Here is an 18213-nt window from a genome sequence, read left to right as displayed (position 1 = left end):
GTCACCTGCACCGCTTGCGTGCGCCGTGTAGCTGTCGGCCGTGGCCGATGCCATCACTGCGCGGGGGGGGGCGGGGGCGGGTGGGGGGGCGGGGGGGGGGGGGCCCCCCCCCCCCCCCACCCCGGGACACGCCCAGCTCGCACGGAGTCCCGACACCATGTCATGGCCGCCCGTCCGCCGATCCGGAGCGAGGTGGCCCGAGAGGGAGTACGAGAAGGTGGCCACACCTAAAAAGGGCCGAAGCGCGAGCGCCAAGAGCAAGCCGGGGCGCTCGCTGGTCCTGATCCTGATCGCCCTCGTGGCGCTCACCGGTGGGATGTTCGCCTCGGGGCACACGAAACCGCGTCTCGGTATCGACCTGGCGGGCGGTACGAGCATCACGCTCCGCGCGGTCCCCGAGGCCGGCAACGAGTCGGCGATCAATCAGACCAACATGAACACGGCGGTCTCCATCATGGAGCGCCGTGTCAACGGTCTGGGCGTCTCCGAGTCCGAGGTCCAGACGCAGGGCCGGGAAAACATCATCGTCAACATTCCCAAGGGCACCAACTCGGAGCAGGCCCGCAAGCAGGTCGGCACCACCGCCAAGCTGTACTTCCGCCCGGTCCTCACCACCGAGGTCTCCGGCGGCGCCGGCAAGGCCAGCCCTTCGCCGAACCCCTCCGGAAGCCCGTCGGACAAGCCGTCCGGCAAGGCCACCGACAAGCCCGAGGCCACCGACAAGAACTCCGCCTCCCCGTCGGCGAGCCCGACGACGCAGGGCCGCGCGGTCACGGACGCGCTGAAGGCCGACGCGACGCCGTCCGCCGGCGCCTCGGACAAGGGCAAGGCCAGCCCCTCCCCGTCCGCCACCGGCGGCGCCTCCGGCGACGACGCGAGCAAGCTCCAGGAGCAGTACGCCAAGCTCGACTGCACCGACGAGAAGACCCGCTCCACCGTGGGCGACGGCGTCAAGGCCTCTGAGATGACCCTGGCCTGCGGCCAGAACTCGGGGGGCCAGTGGCAGAAGTACATCCTCGGCCCCGCCGCGGTCGACGGCACCGACGTCGACAAGGCCCAGGCGACCCTGAACACCCAGACCGGCGCCGGCTGGACGGTCCAGATGGACTTCACCGACGCGGGCGCCAAGAAGTTCGGCGAGATCACCGGCAAGCTGGCGCAGAACCAGCAGCCGCAGAACCAGTTCGCGATCGTCCTGGACGGCGACGTGGTCTCCGACCCGTCCGTCAGGCAGGCCCTGACCGGCGGCAACGCGGAGATCTCCGGCAACTTCACGCAGCAGTCCGCGCAGGAACTGTCCAACATGCTGAGCTACGGCGCGCTGCCACTGACCTTCAAGGTGGACAGCATGACGACCGTGACCGCCGCGCTGGGCGGTGACCAGTTGCAGGCCGGGCTGATCGCCGGCGCGATCGGTCTCGCGCTGGTCGTCATCTATCTGCTGGCCTACTACCGCGGCCTGTCGTTCATCGCGATCCTCTCGCTGCTGGTCTCTGCGGCCCTCACCTACACGCTCATGGCCCTGCTCGGCCCGGCCATCGGCTTCGCGCTGAACCTGCCGGCCGTGTGCGGCGCCATCGTCGCGATCGGCATCACCGCGGACTCGTTCATCGTGTACTTCGAACGTGTCCGTGACGAGATCCGCGAAGGCCGCTCCCTGCGCCCCGCCGTCGAGCGGGCCTGGCCGCGCGCCCGGCGCACCATCCTGGTCTCCGACTTCGTGTCGTTCCTCGCCGCCGCGGTGCTCTTCGCCGTCACCGTCGGCAAGGTCCAGGGCTTCGCGTTCACGCTCGGTCTGACGACCCTGCTCGACGTGGTCGTCGTGTTCCTCTTCACCAAGCCGCTGCTGACCCTGATGGCCCGTCGCCCGTTCTTCGCGAACGGCCACAAGTGGTCCGGTCTCGACCCCAAGAGCCTGGGCGCCCAGCCGCCGCTGCGTCGTACTCGCCGCCCCGCCGCCCCTGCCGACCCGAAGGAGGCCTGAGATGTCGAAACTCGGCAACCTCGGCGCCCGACTGCACCGCGGCGAGGTCGGCTACGACTTCGTCAAGAACCGCAAGATCTGGTACGGCGTCTCGATCCTGATCACCATCCTGGCCGTGGCGGGCCTGGCGGTGCGCGGCCTGAACATGGGCATCGAGTTCCAGGGCGGCGCCGTCTTCACCACTCCGAAGAACACCAGCGCCTCGGTGTCCCAGGCCGAGGCGTACGCGGAGGATGCCTCCGGCCACGACGCGATCGTCCAGAAGCTCGGCGACGGCACTCTTCGTATCCAGGTCGCGGGCATCGACACCGACGCGGCAAACAAGATCAAGAACACGCTCGCCGGCGATTTCAAGATCGACACGGAGCAGATCAACGCCGAACTGGTCGGCCCCAGCTGGGGTGAGCAGATCGCCAACAAGGCCTGGCAGGGCCTCGGCATCTTCCTGGTCCTCGTGGTGATCTATCTGGCGATCGCCTTCGAGTGGCGCATGGCCATCGCCGCCTTCGTCGCACTGATCCACGACATCACCATCACGGTCGGCATCTACGCCCTCGTCGGCTTCGAGGTCACGCCCGGCACGGTGATCGGTCTGCTCACGATCCTCGGCTACTCGCTCTACGACACGGTCGTGGTCTTCGACAGCCTCAAGGAACAGACCAAGGACATCACCAAGCAGACCCGCTGGACCTACAGCGACGTCGCCAACCGCTCGATCAACAGCACCCTGGTCCGCTCCATCAACACCACGGTGGTCGCCCTGCTGCCCGTCGCGGGCCTGCTGTTCATCGGTGGCGGTGTCCTCGGCGCCGGCATGCTCAACGACATCTCGCTGTCGCTGTTCGTCGGTCTCGCCGCCGGTGCGTACTCCTCGATCTTCATCGCCACGCCGCTCGTCGCCGACCTCAAGGAGCGCGAGCCACAGATGAAGGCCCTGAAGAAGCGCGTCCTGGCCAAGCGGGCCAAGGGCGAGACGCCTGAGACGGAGACCGGGGACGAGGCCTACGCCGACGAGCCCGAGGACGTCGCTCCGGCTGTCGTCGGGCCGCGCAACCAGCCCGCGTCCCGCACTCGCGGCCGGGGCCGCCCCTCGGGGAAGCGCCGATGACCGACATCAAGGAACTGCTGCTCAGCCGCATCAGGGACGTGGCCGACTACCCGGAGCCGGGTGTGATGTTCAAGGACATCACCCCGCTCCTGGCGGACCCGGCGGCGTTCACCGCGCTCACCGACGCCCTCGCCGAGATCGCCGAGAGTGCCGGCGCCACCAAGATCGTCGGTCTTGAGGCCCGCGGCTTCATCCTCGGCGCCCCGGTCGCCGTCCGCGCCGGCCTCGGCTTCATCCCCGTACGCAAGGCGGGCAAGCTCCCCGGAGCCACCCTCGGCCAGGCCTACGACCTGGAGTACGGCTCGGCCGAGATCGAGGTGCACGCCGAGGACCTGGTCGCCGACGACCGCGTCCTGATCGTCGACGACGTCCTCGCCACCGGCGGTACCGCCGAGGCCTCGGTCCAGCTCATCCGCCGGGCCGGCGCCGAGGTCGCCGGTCTCGCCGTCCTCATGGAGCTCGGTTTCCTCGACGGCCGGGCCCGTCTGGAGCCGGCACTGCGCGGTGCGCCGCTGGAGGCCCTGCTCACGGTCTGACAAGCCACAGCAGCCCGGTGGACACCGGCACGACACCGCGGAGGCGGGCCCGGAGGAATCCGGTGCCCGCCTCTCACGTTCCCGGGGTAGACGGTCCTCACATTGGCCTGAAGGCGATCCTGGGGCACAGGATCGCTACCATGGGGTCTCCGGAGCCTGACCGGGGGACCCGGAACGCGCACGAGGAGCCCTCTTGTCAGACGAGGCCCAGCACCTGACCGCCGCCAAGCCCGAGTCCGCCTCGGCAGCGGCCAAGCCCGCGCCGAACGCGCCGCACGCGAAGAACGACACCCGCGGGCCGGTCGAGCATGCCCAGTCGGCGCCCGTCGACAAGACCGCCGAGCAGTCGCGTCCCAAGCCGGCCCCTCCCGCGGTGCGCCAGGCCGGGGGCCAGCCCGCCCGCACCGGCTCCTCCAACCGCGTCCGTGCCCGCCTCGCCCGCCTCGGCGTCCAGCGCGCCAACCCGTACAACCCGGTGCTGGAGCCGCTGCTGCGGATAGTGCGCAGCAACGACCCGAAGATCGAGACCGCCACGCTCCGCCAGATCGAGAAGGCCTACCAGGTCGCCGAGCGCTGGCACCGCGGCCAGAAGCGCAAGAGCGGCGACCCGTACATCACGCACCCCCTCGCCGTGACGACCATCCTCGCCGAGCTGGGCATGGATCCCGCCACGCTGATGGCGGGCCTGCTGCACGACACGGTCGAGGACACCGAGTACGGCCTGGACGACCTGCGCCGTGACTTCGGCGACGTCGTCACCCTCCTCGTCGACGGCGTCACCAAGCTGGACAAGGTCAAGTTCGGCGAGGCGGCCCAGGCCGAGACCGTGCGCAAGATGGTCGTCGCCATGGCCAAGGACCCGCGCGTCCTGGTCATCAAGCTCGCCGACCGCCTGCACAACATGCGCACCATGCGTTACCTCAAGCGCGAGAAGCAGGAGAAGAAGGCGCGCGAGACCCTGGAGATCTACGCGCCGCTCGCCCATCGCCTCGGCATGAACACCATCAAGTGGGAACTGGAGGACCTCGCCTTCGCGATCCTCTACCCCAAGATGTACGACGAGATCGTACGGCTGGTGGCCGAGCGGGCACCGAAGCGTGACGAGTACCTGGCCATCGTCACCGACGAGGTCCAGCAGGACCTGCGGGCGGCCCGCATCAAGGCGACCGTGACCGGCCGCCCCAAGCACTACTACAGCGTCTACCAGAAGATGATCGTCCGCGGCCGTGACTTCGCGGAGATCTACGACCTGGTGGGCATCCGCGTCCTCGTGGACACCGTCCGCGACTGCTACGCGGCCCTCGGCACGGTGCACGCGCGATGGAATCCGGTCCCCGGCCGGTTCAAGGACTACATCGCGATGCCCAAGTTCAACATGTACCAGTCGCTGCATACGACGGTGATCGGCCCCGGCGGCAAGCCCGTCGAGCTGCAGATCCGCACCTTCGACATGCACCGCCGCGCCGAGTACGGCATCGCCGCGCACTGGAAGTACAAGCAGGAGGCCGTCGCCGGCGCCTCGAAGGTACGCACCGACGCCCCCAAGTCGTCCGGCAAGAGCAAGGACGACCACCTGAACGACATGGCCTGGCTGCGCCAGCTCCTGGACTGGCAGAAGGAGACCGAGGACCCGGGCGAGTTCCTGGAGTCCCTGCGCTTCGACCTCTCCCGCAACGAGGTCTTCGTCTTCACCCCCAAGGGCGACGTCATAGCGCTCCCCGCCAGCGCCACCCCGGTGGACTTCGCGTACGCGGTCCACACCGAGGTCGGCCACCGCACCATCGGTGCCCGGGTGAACGGCCGCCTGGTGCCGCTCGAATCCACCCTCGACAACGGCGACCTCGTCGAGGTCTTCACCTCCAAGGCGGCAGGCGCCGGCCCCTCCCGCGACTGGCTCGGCTTCGTCAAGTCTCCGCGCGCCCGCAACAAGATCCGGGCCTGGTTCTCCAAGGAGCGCCGCGACGAGGCGATCGAGCAGGGCAAGGACGCCATCGTCCGCGCGATGCGCAAGCAGAACCTGCCCATCCAGCGCATCCTGACCGGCGACTCCCTGGTGACCCTCGCGCACGAGATGCGCTACGCGGACATCTCCGCGCTGTACGCGGCGATCGGCGAGGGCCATGTCTCCGCGCAGAACATCGTGCAGAAGCTGGTCCAGGCCCTCGGCGGCGAGGAGGCCGCCACCGAGGAGATCGACGAGTCGGTCCCGCCGGCCCGCGGACGCAGCCGCAAACGCCGCTCCAGCGCCGACCCGGGCGTCGTCGTGAAGGGCGTCGAAGACGTGTGGGTCAAACTGGCCCGCTGCTGTACGCCCGTACCCGGCGACCCCATCATCGGCTTCGTGACCCGCGGTAGTGGTGTATCGGTTCACCGCAACGACTGCGTGAACGTGGAGTCACTGTCCCGCGAGCCCGAGCGCATCCTCGAGGTCGAGTGGGCGCCCACCCAGTCCTCGGTCTTCCTGGTCGCCATCCAGGTCGAGGCCCTGGACCGCTCCCGGCTGCTGTCGGACGTCACCCGCGTGCTGTCCGACCAGCACGTCAACATCCTCTCCGCGGCCGTCCAGACCTCCCGCGACCGCGTCGCCACCTCCCGCTTCACCTTCGAGATGGGCGACCCGAAGCATCTCGGCCATGTGCTGAAGGCGGTCCGGGGCGTGGAGGGCGTCTACGACGTGTACCGGGTGACGTCGGCGCGCAGCAGGTCATAGGGACCACGCGAAAGGGGGCTCCCGTACCGCACAGGTACGGGAGCCCCCTTTCGAGGTGCTGATTCAGCCGCCGAACTCCTGCAGGCCCTTCTGCGCCTGGTCCAGCAGCGCCTGGCGGCCCTCGAGCTCACGCTCGAGCTTGTCGGCCCTGGAGTTGTTGCCCTGGGCGCGGGCCTGCTCGATCTGGCCCCGCAGCTTGTCCACCGCGGCCTGGAGCTGGCCGGTCAGACCCTCGGCACGCGCGCGTGCCTCCGGGTTCGTCCGGCGCCACTCGGCCTCCTCGGACTCCTGGAGGGCACGCTCGACAGCGTGCATCCGGCCCTCGACCTTGGGCCGGGCGTCGCGCGGCACATGGCCGATGGCCTCCCAGCGCTCGTTGACGGAACGGAACGCGGCCCGGGCCGCCTTCAGGTCCGTGACCGGCAGGAGCTTCTCGGCCTCCTCGGCCAGCTCCTCCTTGAGCTTCAGGTTCTCCGCCTGCTCGGCGTCCCGCTCGGCGAACACCGAGCTGCGGGCCGCGAAGAAGACGTCCTGGGCGCCGCGGAAGCGGTTCCACAGATCGTCCTCGTGCTCCCGCTGCGCACGGCCCGCGGCCTTCCACTCGGCCATCAGCTCGCGGTAGCGCGCGGCCGTCACACCCCAGTCCGTCGAGTTCGACAGCGCCTCGGCCTCGGAGACCAGCCGTTCCTTGGTCCGCCGTGCCTCCTCGCGCTGGGAGTCCAGCTGCGCGAAGTGCTGCTTGCGCCGCTTGGAGAACGCCGACCGCGCGTGCGAGAACCGGTGCCACAGGTCGTCGTCGGACTTGCGGTCCAGGCGCGGCAGGCCCTTCCAGGTGTCCACCAGGGCCCGCAGCCGCTCACCGGCCGCCCGCCACTGGTCGGACTGCGACAGCTCCTCCGCCTCGGCGACCAGCGCCTCCTTGGACTTGCGTGCCTCGTCGGACTGCTTCGCCCGCTGCGCCTTGCGCTCCTCGCGGCGCGCCTCCACCTGCTCCACGAGCTTGTCCAGCCGGACCCGAAGGGCGTCCAGGTCGCCCACCACGTGGTGCGCGTCGACCTGCTCCCGGATGTGGTCGATGGCGACCTGGGCGTCCTTGGCCGACAGGTCGGTGGTCTTCACTCGCTTCTCGAGGAGGCCGATCTCGACAACCAGGCCCTCGTACTTGCGCTCGAAATAGGCCAGCGCCTCCTCGGGGGAGCCTGCCTGCCAGGAACCGACGACCTGCTCGCCGTCGGCCGTACGCACGTACACGGTCCCCGTCTCGTCGACGCGGCCCCACGGGTCGCTGCTCACAGCGCCTCCTCCACATGATGCCTGCGAGGGGCCTCAGCACCCCCGGGCATCGTCCACAGTTTCGTCACGGCCAACATAGGCGACCGGCGGGGGGCGTGTCCGCATCCCGCGCGACCGAAATTTCGCAGTTGGGGGTCAGGATTTGGTGATCGTGGCCTTGTTGATCACGACCGTCGCGTTGGGCGCCGTGTTGCCCGTCTGAGGGTCGGGAGCCTCCGCTCCGGCCTTGGCGATCTTGGTCAGGACCTTCATGCCCGCCTCGGACACCGTACCGAACGGTGTGTAGTCGGGCGGCAGCTGACTGTCCTGGTAGACGAGGAAGAACTGACTGCCGCCGCTGTCCCGCCCCTGCTTCGTCTGGGCGCTGTACTGGTTCGCCATCGCGACCGTGCCCGCCGGGTACACCCCGCCCTTGAGGCTCTTGTCCTTGAGGTTCTCGTCCGGGATCGTGTAGCCGGGTCCGCCCATGCCGGTGCCCTGCGGGTCACCGCACTGCAGGACGTAGATCTGCTGGCTGGTGAGCCGGTGGCACTTGCTGTGGTCCAAGTACCCCTTGCCGAGAAGGTAGTTGAACGAGTTGACGGTGTGCGGCGCCGCCGACGCCTTCAGCGCGACGTCTATCTCACCGCACGTCGTGTCCAGCTTCATCGTGTACTTCGCCGACTCGTCGATCGACATCGCAGGTTCCTTCTTCCAGGTCTGCGACTCGACCTTGCCCGCGGCGGGCTTCTCGCACGGGTCCGGGGCCTTGCTGGGCGTGGCGCTCGGTGTGACGTCCGCGTTCGCGTTCTCCGTCTTGCCGTCGTCCTCGAACGGCTTGGTCAGGAAGACCGTCACGGAGAGCACCACGATCACGCCGAGAGCCGAGGCGATCACGGAGTTGCGGATACGGGCCTTGCGTCGAGCGTCCGTGCGTCGCTGCTGCTGCCGCAAGAACTTCTCCCGGGCGAGCTGACGCCGCCGCTGTTCCTGGCTGACCACCGGGTTCTCTCCTCATGGGTCTCGAACATCGACCGGTACGCGTGCGACCTGTGTGCCGACCGCCTGCGTGTGCCCCGTACCGTATATGGGTTCGCTGAGGAATCGGCAGCGCCGGTAGGCTCTGTCACCAGCCGCAGCCTCCCGTATCGACACAACGAAGGACGATCGTGCTCATTGCCGGGTTCCCCGCCGGGGCCTGGGGGACGAACTGCTATCTCGTCGCCCCCGCCGCCGGTGAGGAGTGCGTGATCATCGACCCCGGTCATCAGGCCGCCGACGGCGTCGAGGAAGCGATCAGAAAGCACCGTCTCAAGCCCGTCGCCGTCGTCCTCACCCACGGCCACATCGACCACGTGGCCTCGGTCGTCCCGGTGTGCGGCGCGCACGACGTGCCGGCCTGGATCCACCCAGACGACCGGTACATGATGAACGACCCCGAGAAGGGGATCGGCCGTTCCATCGGGATGCCGCTCCTGGGCGAGCTGACCGTGGGGGAGCCGGACGACGTCAAGGAGCTGGCCGACGGGGTGAAGCTGGAGTTGGCGGGCCTGGAGCTGTCCGTCGCGCACGCGCCCGGCCATACCAAGGGGTCGGTGACCTTCGGTATGCCCGAGGCGGCGGACATCCCGCCGATCCTGTTCTCGGGCGACCTGCTGTTCGCCGGCTCCATCGGACGCACCGACCTGCCCGGCGGTGACATGGCCGAGATGCTCGACTCGCTGGGCCGCGTGTGCCTGCCGCTCGACGACTCGACCGTGGTGCTGTCCGGCCACGGCCCCCAGACGACCATCGGCCAGGAGCGCGCCACCAATCCGTATCTGCGGCAGGTGGCCGCCGGCCAGGGAGCTCAGCCCGCTCCCCGACGAGGAATGTGACGAGACCTTCCGTGAGCACCTTCAAGGCCCCCAAGGGCACGTACGACCTGATCCCGCCGGACTCCGCGAAGTACCTGGCGGTCCGTGAGGCGATCGCCGCGCCGCTGCGGGACTCCGGCTACGGCTACATCGAGACGCCGGGCTTCGAGAACGTCGAGCTCTTCGCACGCGGTGTCGGCGAGTCGACGGACATCGTGACGAAGGAGATGTACGCCTTCGAGACCAAGGGCGGCGACAGGCTGGCCCTGCGCCCCGAAGGCACGGCCTCCGTCCTCCGTGCCGCGCTGGAGGCCAACCTGCACAAGGCGGGCAACCTCCCAGTCAAGCTCTGGTACTCCGGCTCGTACTACCGCTACGAGCGTCCGCAGAAGGGCCGCTACCGCCACTTCTCCCAGGTCGGTGCCGAGGCGATCGGTGCGGAGGACCCGGCGCTGGACGCCGAGCTGATCATCCTGGCCGACCAGGCGTACCGCTCGCTGGGCCTGAGCGACTTCCGGATCCTGCTCAACAGCCTGGGCGACCAGGAGTGCCGCCCGGTGTACCGGTCGGCGCTGCAGGACTTCCTGCGCGGCCTGGACCTGGACGAGGACACCCTGCGCCGGGCGGAGATCAACCCGCTGCGCGTCCTGGACGACAAGCGTGAGTCGGTCCAGAAGCAGCTGGGGGACGCCCCGCTGCTGCGCGACTACCTCTGCGACGCGTGCAAGGCGTACCACGAGGAGGTCCGCGAGCTGATCACGGCGGCGGGCGTCGCCTTCGAGGACGACGTCAAGCTGGTCCGCGGCCTGGACTACTACACCCGCACCACCTTCGAGTTCGTCCACGACGGCCTGGGCTCCCAGTCCGCGGTGGGCGGCGGCGGCCGTTACGACGGTCTCTCCGAGATGATCGGCGGCCCGGCCCTGCCGTCCGTCGGCTGGGCCCTCGGCGTCGACCGCACGGTCCTCGCCCTGGAGGCGGAGGGCGTCGAGCTCGAACTCCCCGCGACCACCAGCGTGTTCGCCGTCCCGCTCGGCGAGGAGGCCCGCCGGGTCCTGTTCGCCAAGGTCACGGAACTCCGCAAGAACGGCATCGCCGCGGACTTCTCCTACGGCTCCAAGGGCCTCAAGGGCGCCATGAAGAACGCCAACCGCAGCGGCGCCCGCTACACGGTCGTGGCGGGGGAGAGGGACCTCGCCGAGGGCGTCGTCCAGCTCAAGGACATGGAGTCGGGCGAGCAGACGGCGGTGGGCGTGAACGAGATCGTGGCGGAACTCGAGGCCCGGCTGGGCTGAGCCGCCGCTCACACCTGGGCGGCTTCGTCCCCTCCCTCCAGCCCGTCCGGCGTTTGAGGACGAGGCCGTTCAGGCCGAAGCGGGGTCTGGGGGGCGCAGCCCCCAGCGGGGTCGAAGGGGCGGAGCCCCTGGGGATGGGACGGGTAGGGGCGGCGGGGGCGAGGAATCCCTCAGTCCAGCAACCCGAACCGCATCGCGCACGTCACCGCCGCCGTCCGGTCGTCCACCCCCAGCTTGCCGAAGATCCGCAGCAGATACGTCTTCACCGTCGACTCGCCGATGAACAACCGGCGCCCGATCTCCGCGTTCGTGCACCCCTCGGCGACCAGCCGCAGCACGGCCGTCTCACGCTCCGACAGCCGCGGCCGCTCCGGCTTCGTCCGCAACTGGTCGACCAGCCGGGCCGCGACGGACGGCGCCAGCACCGTCTCCCCGCGGGCCGCCGCCCGTACGGCCTCCGCGAGTTCCGCACGCGGCAGGTCCTTCAGCAGATAGCCCGCCGCCCCGGCCTCCACCGCCCGCAGGATGTCCCGGTCGGTCTCGTACGTCGTCAGCACCACCACCCGGCACGGCAGCCCGGCCCGCGTCATCCGCACGATGGAGTCCACACCGCCACCACCCGGCATCCGCAGATCCATCAGCACGATGTCCGGCCGCAACTCCGCCGCCAGCGCCTCCGCCTGCGGACCGCTGGACGCGTCGGCGACGACCTCCAGGTCCGGCTCGGCACTGAGCATCGCCCGCAGCCCCTCCCGTACGACGGGATGGTCGTCGGCCAGGATGATCCGGATCACGGCATCTCCCTCCTCACGACCGGCAGCCGGACGATCACGGCCGTGCCGTCACCCGGGGCACTGCGCACCTCGGCGGTCCCGCCCACCTCGACGGCCCGGGCCCGCAACCCCGCGAGACCGTATCCGCCGCGGACCGCTGCCGGCTCAAAACCGCAGCCGTCGTCCCGCACGGACACCATGAGCGAATCGTCCCCGTACGCCAGCGACACGCCGACCGTCACCGAACTCCCCGCGTGCCTACGCGCGTTGGCCAGCGCCTCCTGGCAGGTGCGCAGCGCGACGACCTCGGGTCCGGCGGGCAGCATCCGCACCGGCCCGGTCACCTCCAGCCTCGCGTCATGGCGCGCGGCGAGCCGGTGCAGCGCGTCCGGCAGAGTCGCGCCCTCCAGGTCGGCGGGAGCGCCCCCGGCGACCAGGGCCCGGGCCTCGGCGAGGTTCTGCCGGGCCGTCTCGTCCATCAGCCGCAGATGGCGCCGTGCCTCGGGCAGGTCATGATCCAGCTCCGCCTCGACCGCCTGGACCAGCATCACCAGACTCGTGAACCCCTGCGCGAGCGTGTCGTGGATCTCCCGGGCCAGCCGCTCCCGCTCGGCCAGCGCCCCATGGGCCTCGGACAGCCGGCCGACCTCGTGCCGGCTCGCGTCCAGCTCCGCGATCAACTCGGCACGCTCCTGGCTCTGTTCGATGATCCGGATCGTCCAGCTGCCGAGCGCCACCGAGAACACCAGGGTGACCAGGCAGAAGAGGAGGTTGAAGACCACATCCCTCGTGTCGGGACGCCAGAGCAGCGCCCAGCCCGCCACGGGCACGAGGTTGATCCCGGCCACGGCCACCAGCGCCGACCGCAACCGCAGCGTCATGAAGCACTGCGGGATCAGCGCGAAGGCCAGCAGCCGCGTCTCACCGGCGAGTACCGCCGAAGGCAGGAACAGCGCCGACGCGGCCCCCAGGTAGCCGATCGCCCGCCGCTGGTCGGGCGGATCGCCCTGGATCAGACCACGCCCCACCCCCACGTACAGCGGGACCAGCGGGACGAGCAGCGCCGCGGCGATCGCACGGACCGGCCAGCCGGGATGCTCCGCGGCCAGCACATAGGCCACGGTGACGACCCAGATGAGCGCGAAGTACGTGTCCCAGAGCCGGAACGAGCGCTCCCAGGTGTAGGCGCTGCCGGCATCCGCCGCATCGCTCATCCCTCGCGCCGGTCCTTCCAGCGGAACGTCAGCAGGCACAGCGCCAATCCTCCGACGCACCACGCGGCGAGCACCAGAGCCACGCGTCCGAGTTCCCAACTCCCCGCCTGCTCCAGCACCTGCGCCGACTCCGGCAGGAACACGCCGCGCAGCCCCTGGCACATCCACTTCAGCGGGAACAGCGCACCGACGGTCAGCATCCAGTCCGGGATGGTGCCGATGGCGATGTACACCCCGGAGATGAACTGCAGCACCAGGAACGGCAGGACGACCACGGAACTGGCACTGTTCGCGGACTTCGGCACCGAGCTGATCGCGATGCCGAGCAGGGCGCACGCCGTGATCCCCAGCACGAAGATCCACGCCAGGTCGAACCAGTGGCCCGCGTCCGAGGGCAGGGCAACGTCGTAGAAGGCGGTGCCGATCGCGAGGAGGATCACCGTCTCCAGCAGACCCGTGAAAAGAACCAGCCAGATCTTGCCGAGGAAGTAGGCCGTCGGCGGCATCGGCGTGCCGCGCAGGCGGCGCAGCACCTTGTCCTGCCGCTCGACGGCGATCGAGATGCCGAGCGCCTGGAAACTCGTCGACATGATGCCGGCGGCCATCATCGCCGGGACGTACAACTGTGAGGCGGTGATGCCCGCCCCCTCCACGTCGTCCTTGAAGATCGAGGCGAACAGGAACAGGAAGACAACCGGGAAGGCGAAGGTGAACACCACCTGGTCGCGCTGCCGGAAGAACTGCCTGATCTCCAGGGCACCTCGCCCCAGCCCGAGCCCCCAGACCCCTGGCAGCCGCTCGCCACCGACCTCACCGCGTTCCCGTACGACGGTCGCGGTCATCCCAGCTCCTCCTGACCGGTGAGCCGGAGATAGACGTCCTCCAGCGTGGGGCGGCTCACCGTCAGCCCCGGGATCTCGCCGTCGAAGCGGTGCAGGAGCCCGGCGATCGTGCGGGTCGGCGTCTCGGTGCGCGCGACGCGCGGCGTGCCGTCCGGCTCCGTCCACTCGACCACGGCCTCGGTGCCGAACCGCTCCCGCAGCGCCCCGGGCTCGCCCTCGGCGACGATCCGGCCCTTGGCGACGATGGCCAGCCGGTGGGCGAGGGCCTCCGCCTCCTCCAGGTAATGGGTGGTCAGCAGGATCGTCGTGCCGTCGTCGGCCAGGGCGCGGATCAGCGACCAGAACTGCCGCCTGGCCGCCGGGTCGAAGCCGGTCGTCGGCTCGTCCAGGAGCAGCAGGTCCGGGCCGCCGATCACGCCGAGCGCCACATCCAGGCGCCTGCGCTGACCGCCCGACAGCGCCTTGATCCGGCTGTCCGCCTTCGCCTCCAGACCGACCAGGCCGATGACCTCCTCGGGGTCGCGCGGCCGCGGGTAGTAGCGGGCGAAGTGCCGCACGGTCTCCCGGACCGTCAACTCGGCGGGCGCGGATTCGTCCTGCCAGACGATTCCGACGCGTGAGCGCCACGCGCGCGTTGCGGTCGCCGGGTCCGACCCGAGCACGGACACCTCGCCCGCGTCCCGGGCCCGGTTGCCCTGGAGGATCTCCACCGTGGTGCTCTTGCCCGCGCCGTTCGGCCCGAGCAGGCCGAACACCTCGCCGCGCCGGATGCCCAGATCGACGCCGTCCAGGGCGGTCACGTCCCCGTAGCGCTTGCACAGCCCTCGCACGTCCACGGCGAGGTCGTACCCGTGTGCTGTCATGTCACGATCATCGGCCGGAACCGAGCGCTCAGGGCCGACCGTGCGGACATGCTTATGTCCACTGAACGGTGGACAGAGGCCCGTGTGCGGCACAATGGCCATGCCCGAAGATGGTCAGGCCTCAAGCGACGGAATCGGCGTGATGAGCAAGACGACAGTCAAGGACGTCTCCATGGAGCCCGAGACGGAGCGCGCCGCGACCGCGCCCCGCACCGAGGGCGGCAGCCGGGCCCTCGCCCTGCTGCTGGTGATCACCGGCGCGGCCGGACTGCTCGCCGCCTGGGTCATCACGATCGACAAGTTCAAGCTCCTCGAGGCCAAGGTCGAGGGCAAGACGTTCACACCCGGCTGCAGCCTCAACCCCGTCGTCTCCTGCGGCAGCGTCATGGAGAGCAAGCAGGCCGCCGTCTTCGGTTTCCCGAACCCGATGCTCGGCCTCGTCTGCTACGGCATCGTCATCGCCGTCGGCATCAGCCTCCTCGCCCGCGCCCGCTACCCGCGCTGGTACTGGCTCACCTTCAACGCCGGCTGTCTGTTCGGCGTCGTCTTCTGCGCCTGGCTGATGTTCCAGTCCCTGTACCGGATCAACGCACTGTGCCTGTGGTGCTCCCTGGCTTGGGTCGCGACGATCCTCATGTTCTGGTACGTGACGTCGTTCAACATCCGCAAGGGCTTCCTCCCGGCCCCGACCTGGCTCAAGAGCTTCTTCGGCGAGTTCACCTGGGTCCTGCCCGTGCTGCACATCGGGATCATCGGCATGCTGATCCTGACCCGCTGGTGGGACTTCTGGACCAGCTGACCCCGGCCGCTCCGGGGCCCCGCGGGATTGTCAGTGCCGTGATTTAGGGTTTCTGACGTGGAGCCCGACCTGTTCACCGCCGCAGCAGAAGAACGCCAGGAGAAGGAACCGTCCAGCAGCCCCCTGGCGGTCCGGATGCGCCCGCGCACCCTCGACGAGGTCGTGGGACAGCAGCATCTGCTGAAGCCGGGCTCGCCCCTGCGCAGACTGGTCGGCGAGGCCTCCGGCCCCGCCGGCGCCTCCTCCGTGATCCTCTGGGGCCCGCCCGGCACCGGCAAGACCACCCTGGCGTATGTCGTCTCCAAGGCCACCGACGCCCGCTTCGTCGAACTGTCGGCGATCACCGCGGGCGTCAAGGAGGTCCGCGCGGTCATCGACGGCGCCCGCCGCGCCTCCGGCGGCTACGGCAAGGAGACCGTCCTCTTCCTCGACGAGATCCACCGCTTCAGCAAGGCCCAGCAGGACTCCCTGCTCCCGGCCGTCGAGAACCGCTGGGTGACGCTGATCGCGGCGACGACGGAGAACCCGTACTTCTCGGTGATCTCGCCCCTGCTCTCCCGCTCCCTGCTACTCACCCTCGAACCGCTCACCGACGACGACATCAAGGGCCTCGTCCAGCGCGCCCTCACCGACGAGCGAGGCCTCAAGGGCGCCGTCGCCCTCCCCGAGGAGACCGAGAGCCACCTCCTGCGCATCGCCGGCGGTGACGCCCGCCGCGCCCTCACCGCCCTGGAGGCGGCCGCCGGAGCCGCCCTCGACAAGGGCGAGGCGGAGATCGGCCTGACCACCCTGGAGGAGACGGTCGACCGGGCCGCCGTCAAGTACGACCGCGACGGCGACCAGCACTACGACGTGGCCAGCGCCCTGATCAAGTCGATCCGCGGCTCCGACGTCGACGCCGCCCTGCACTATCTGGCCCGGATGATCGAGGCCGGCGAGGACCCCCGCTTCATCGCCCGCCGCCTGATGATCTCCGCCAGCGAGGACATCGGCCTCGCCGATCCGAACGCCCTGCAGATCGCGGTCGCCGCCGCCCAGGCCGTCGCCATGATCGGCTTCCCCGAGGCCGCCCTCACCCTCAGCCACGCCACGATCGCCCTGGCCCTGGCGCCCAAGTCCAACGCCGCGACCACCGCGATCGGCGCCGCCCTGGAGGACGTACGCAAGGGGCTCGCCGGGTCCGTGCCCGCGCATCTGCGCGACAGCCACTACAAGGGCGCGACCAAGATCGGCCACGGCCAGGGCTATGTCTACCCGCACGACCTGACCGAGGGCATCGCCGCCCAGCAGTACGCCCCGGACGCGCTCAAGGACCGCGAGTACTACGCCCCGACCCGGCACGGCGCGGAGGCCCGCTACGCGGACGCGGTCGAGTGGACCCGGAAGAACCTCGGTCGAAAGCGGTCCTGAGCACCCTGTAAACTCGGCCGGAGTGCCGCGTCCCGTGCAGTCAGAACGGGACAGTCGGCCGGAGCCGATCCTCGGACCGGCTCCAGGAGCGTCGCGCACCGTCGAACGGTGTCGCGGGCAGCCCACCACCACCTGTCGCACGACGGGACCGGCCGGTGGGCCACTCGCGTGCTGCACGTATGTGCCCAGACCAGGGGAGCGGCTGCCCGACAGGTCCCCAGTGGACCCGGAAGGTTTCCCCGGCTGCGGATGCGACCTCCCACAACCCTGACAAGCCGAAACCAGGAAAAGAGAAACAGTGGCGAACCAGTCCCGCCCCAAGGTCAAGAAGTCGCGTGCCCTCGGCATCGCGCTGACCCCGAAGGCCGTCAAGTACTTCGAGGCCCGTCCCTACCCGCCGGGTGAGCACGGCCGCGGCCGCAAGCAGAACTCGGACTACAAGGTCCGTCTGCTCGAGAAGCAGCGTCTGCGCGCGCAGTACGACGTGTCCGAGCGCCAGCTCGTCCGCGCCTACGACCGCGCATCCAAGGTCCAGGGCAAGACCGGTGAGGCCCTGATCATCGAGCTCGAGCGCCGTCTCGACGCGCTGGTCCTGCGTTCGGGCATCGCCCGCACGATCTACCAGGCCCGCCAGATGGTCGTCCACGGCCACATCGCGGTCAACGGCAAGAAGGTCGACAAGCCCTCCTTCCGTGTCCGTCCGGACGACGTCGTGCAGGTGCGCGAGCGCTCCAAGGAGAAGACGCTCTTCACGATCGCCCGTGAGGGTGGCTTCGCCCCCGACGGCGAGACCCCGCGCTACCTCCAGGTGAACCTCAAGGCCCTGGCGTTCCGCCTGGACCGTGAGCCGAACCGCAAGGAGATCCCGGTGATCTGCGACGAGCAGCTCGTCGTCGAGTACTACGCCCGCTGATCTTCGGCAGGCACGCGGTACCACAGCCCGCCGTCTCCCCGTCCCTTCCGGTCGGGCGAGGCGGCGGGCTTTCGCGAATCCGCCGTCGCCGGGCGGCAATCCGGTACGGAGCCGCACCCCCGGCGCGATAGGCTCGGGGCACGACTTTCTCGTATTCAGGCAGATGTTCAGGCACGTTTCAGGGAGCGGGTGCACACAGTGTCCGGTGGAGAGGTGGCCGGAATCCTGGTGGCCGTCTTCTGGGCGATCCTGGTCTCCTTCCTCGCCGTCGCGCTGGCGAGGGTGGCCCAGACGCTCAGGGCGACCACCAAGCTCGTGGCGGATGTGACCGACCAGGCCGTCCCGCTGCTGGCCGACGCCTCCTCGGCGGTGCGTTCCGCGCAGACCCAGATCGACCGGGTCGACTCGATCGCCTCCGACGTCCAGGAGGTGACGTCGAACGCTTCCGCGCTGTCGACCACCGTCGCCTCCACCTTCGGCGGCCCCCTGGTCAAGGTCGCCGCCTTCGGCTACGGCGTGCGCCGGGCCCTCGGCGGCCGCAAGGAGGACGTGCCCGCCAAGGCGTCCAGGCGTACCGTGATCGTGGGCCGCACGGTCTCTCGACGCGGCGCCCGAGGGAAGAGGGACTGAGAGCAAGC

At 69.8% G+C, this 18213-nt stretch carries 16 protein-coding genes; 10 read left to right on the top strand and 6 right to left on the bottom strand.

Annotated elements, in window-relative coordinates; genetic code table 11:
• Positions 1–217 precede the first annotated feature (217 nt).
• The 4 genes from secD (at position 218) to relA (ending at position 6338) form a co-directional block, all read left to right on the top strand.
• Positions 218–1984, top strand: coding sequence for a protein translocase subunit SecD (secD, locus tag ACIBK5_RS18965; protein WP_399021016.1), 1767 nt, complete (start codon positions 218–220; stop codon positions 1982–1984).
• Between the two features lies 1 nt (position 1985).
• A complete protein-coding gene (secF, locus tag ACIBK5_RS18960; protein WP_399021015.1) occupies positions 1986–3092 on the top strand; it encodes a protein translocase subunit SecF in 1107 nt (368 codons plus the stop codon).
• Positions 3089–3628: an adenine phosphoribosyltransferase gene (locus ACIBK5_RS18955; protein ID WP_399021014.1), complete on the top strand. Its 540-nt coding sequence runs from the start codon at positions 3089–3091 to the stop codon at positions 3626–3628. Before secF ends, ACIBK5_RS18955 begins: the two co-directional genes overlap by 4 nt.
• Positions 3629–3821: 193 nt before the next feature.
• On the top strand, positions 3822–6338 hold the full coding sequence (gene relA / locus ACIBK5_RS18950; protein WP_399021013.1) for a GTP pyrophosphokinase: 2517 nt from the start codon (positions 3822–3824) through the stop codon (positions 6336–6338).
• Positions 6339–6401: 63 nt separating this feature from the next.
• On the opposite strand, the gene ACIBK5_RS18945 is transcribed toward relA, so the two are convergent.
• Complete coding sequence (locus ACIBK5_RS18945) at positions 6402–7631, bottom strand: DUF349 domain-containing protein (RefSeq protein WP_399021012.1); 1230 nt, start codon at positions 7629–7631, stop codon at positions 6402–6404.
• A 135-nt stretch (positions 7632–7766) separates the two neighbouring features.
• A complete protein-coding gene (locus ACIBK5_RS18940; protein ID WP_399021011.1) occupies positions 7767–8612 on the bottom strand; it encodes a peptidylprolyl isomerase in 846 nt (281 codons plus the stop codon).
• Positions 8613–8779: 167 nt separating this feature from the next.
• Between ACIBK5_RS18940 and ACIBK5_RS18935 the strand changes: the two genes are divergently transcribed.
• Both ACIBK5_RS18935 and hisS read left to right on the top strand, forming a co-directional pair.
• Complete coding sequence (locus ACIBK5_RS18935) at positions 8780–9487, top strand: MBL fold metallo-hydrolase (RefSeq protein WP_399021010.1); 708 nt, start codon at positions 8780–8782, stop codon at positions 9485–9487.
• Between the two features lie 11 nt (positions 9488–9498).
• On the top strand, positions 9499–10761 hold the full coding sequence (gene hisS, locus ACIBK5_RS18930; RefSeq protein ID WP_399021009.1) for a histidine--tRNA ligase: 1263 nt from the start codon (positions 9499–9501) through the stop codon (positions 10759–10761).
• Between the two features lie 170 nt (positions 10762–10931).
• Here the strand turns inward: hisS and ACIBK5_RS18925 are convergent, their stop codons facing one another.
• The 4 genes from ACIBK5_RS18925 to ACIBK5_RS18910 are packed head-to-tail and all read right to left on the bottom strand — an operon-like array spanning position 10932 to position 14453.
• Positions 10932–11555, bottom strand: coding sequence for a response regulator (locus ACIBK5_RS18925; protein ID WP_399021008.1), 624 nt, complete (start codon positions 11553–11555; stop codon positions 10932–10934).
• Positions 11552–12748 carry a sensor histidine kinase gene (locus ACIBK5_RS18920; protein ID WP_399021007.1) on the bottom strand — a complete coding sequence of 399 codons (1197 nt, stop codon included), beginning with the start codon at positions 12746–12748 and terminating at the stop codon, positions 11552–11554. The genes ACIBK5_RS18925 and ACIBK5_RS18920 overlap by 4 nt, the downstream gene beginning before the upstream one ends.
• Positions 12745–13590, bottom strand: a complete 846-nt coding sequence (locus tag ACIBK5_RS18915; protein WP_399021006.1) for an ABC transporter permease — start codon at positions 13588–13590, stop codon at positions 12745–12747. The genes ACIBK5_RS18920 and ACIBK5_RS18915 overlap by 4 nt, the downstream gene beginning before the upstream one ends.
• Positions 13587–14453: an ABC transporter ATP-binding protein gene (locus tag ACIBK5_RS18910; RefSeq protein ID WP_399021005.1), complete on the bottom strand. Its 867-nt coding sequence runs from the start codon at positions 14451–14453 to the stop codon at positions 13587–13589. Before ACIBK5_RS18910 ends, ACIBK5_RS18915 begins: the two co-directional genes overlap by 4 nt.
• Positions 14454–14595: 142 nt before the next feature.
• On the opposite strand from ACIBK5_RS18910, the gene ACIBK5_RS18905 reads away from it, so the two are divergent.
• The 4 genes from ACIBK5_RS18905 to ACIBK5_RS18890 all read left to right on the top strand — a co-directional run bounded on the left by ACIBK5_RS18905 (position 14596) and on the right by ACIBK5_RS18890 (position 18205).
• Positions 14596–15252 (top strand): vitamin K epoxide reductase family protein, encoded by a 657-nt coding sequence (locus ACIBK5_RS18905; protein ID WP_399021004.1) that lies wholly within the window; start codon positions 14596–14598, stop codon positions 15250–15252.
• Positions 15253–15309: 57 nt separating this feature from the next.
• A complete protein-coding gene (locus ACIBK5_RS18900) occupies positions 15310–16662 on the top strand; it encodes a replication-associated recombination protein A (RefSeq protein WP_399021003.1) in 1353 nt (450 codons plus the stop codon).
• A gap of 298 nt (positions 16663–16960) precedes the next feature.
• Entirely contained in the window at positions 16961–17575 is a 615-nt protein-coding gene (gene rpsD / locus ACIBK5_RS18895; RefSeq protein WP_053668303.1) for a 30S ribosomal protein S4, read from the top strand.
• A gap of 189 nt (positions 17576–17764) precedes the next feature.
• Positions 17765–18205 (top strand): DUF948 domain-containing protein, encoded by a 441-nt coding sequence (locus tag ACIBK5_RS18890; RefSeq protein ID WP_399021002.1) that lies wholly within the window; start codon positions 17765–17767, stop codon positions 18203–18205.
• The last annotated feature ends 8 nt before the right edge of the window (positions 18206–18213 follow it).

Source organism: Streptomyces sp. NPDC050546 (assembly GCF_044457425.1).
Lineage (GTDB): Bacteria > Actinomycetota > Actinomycetes > Streptomycetales > Streptomycetaceae > Streptomyces.
This window is presented reverse-complemented; position numbering and strand designations above follow the sequence as displayed.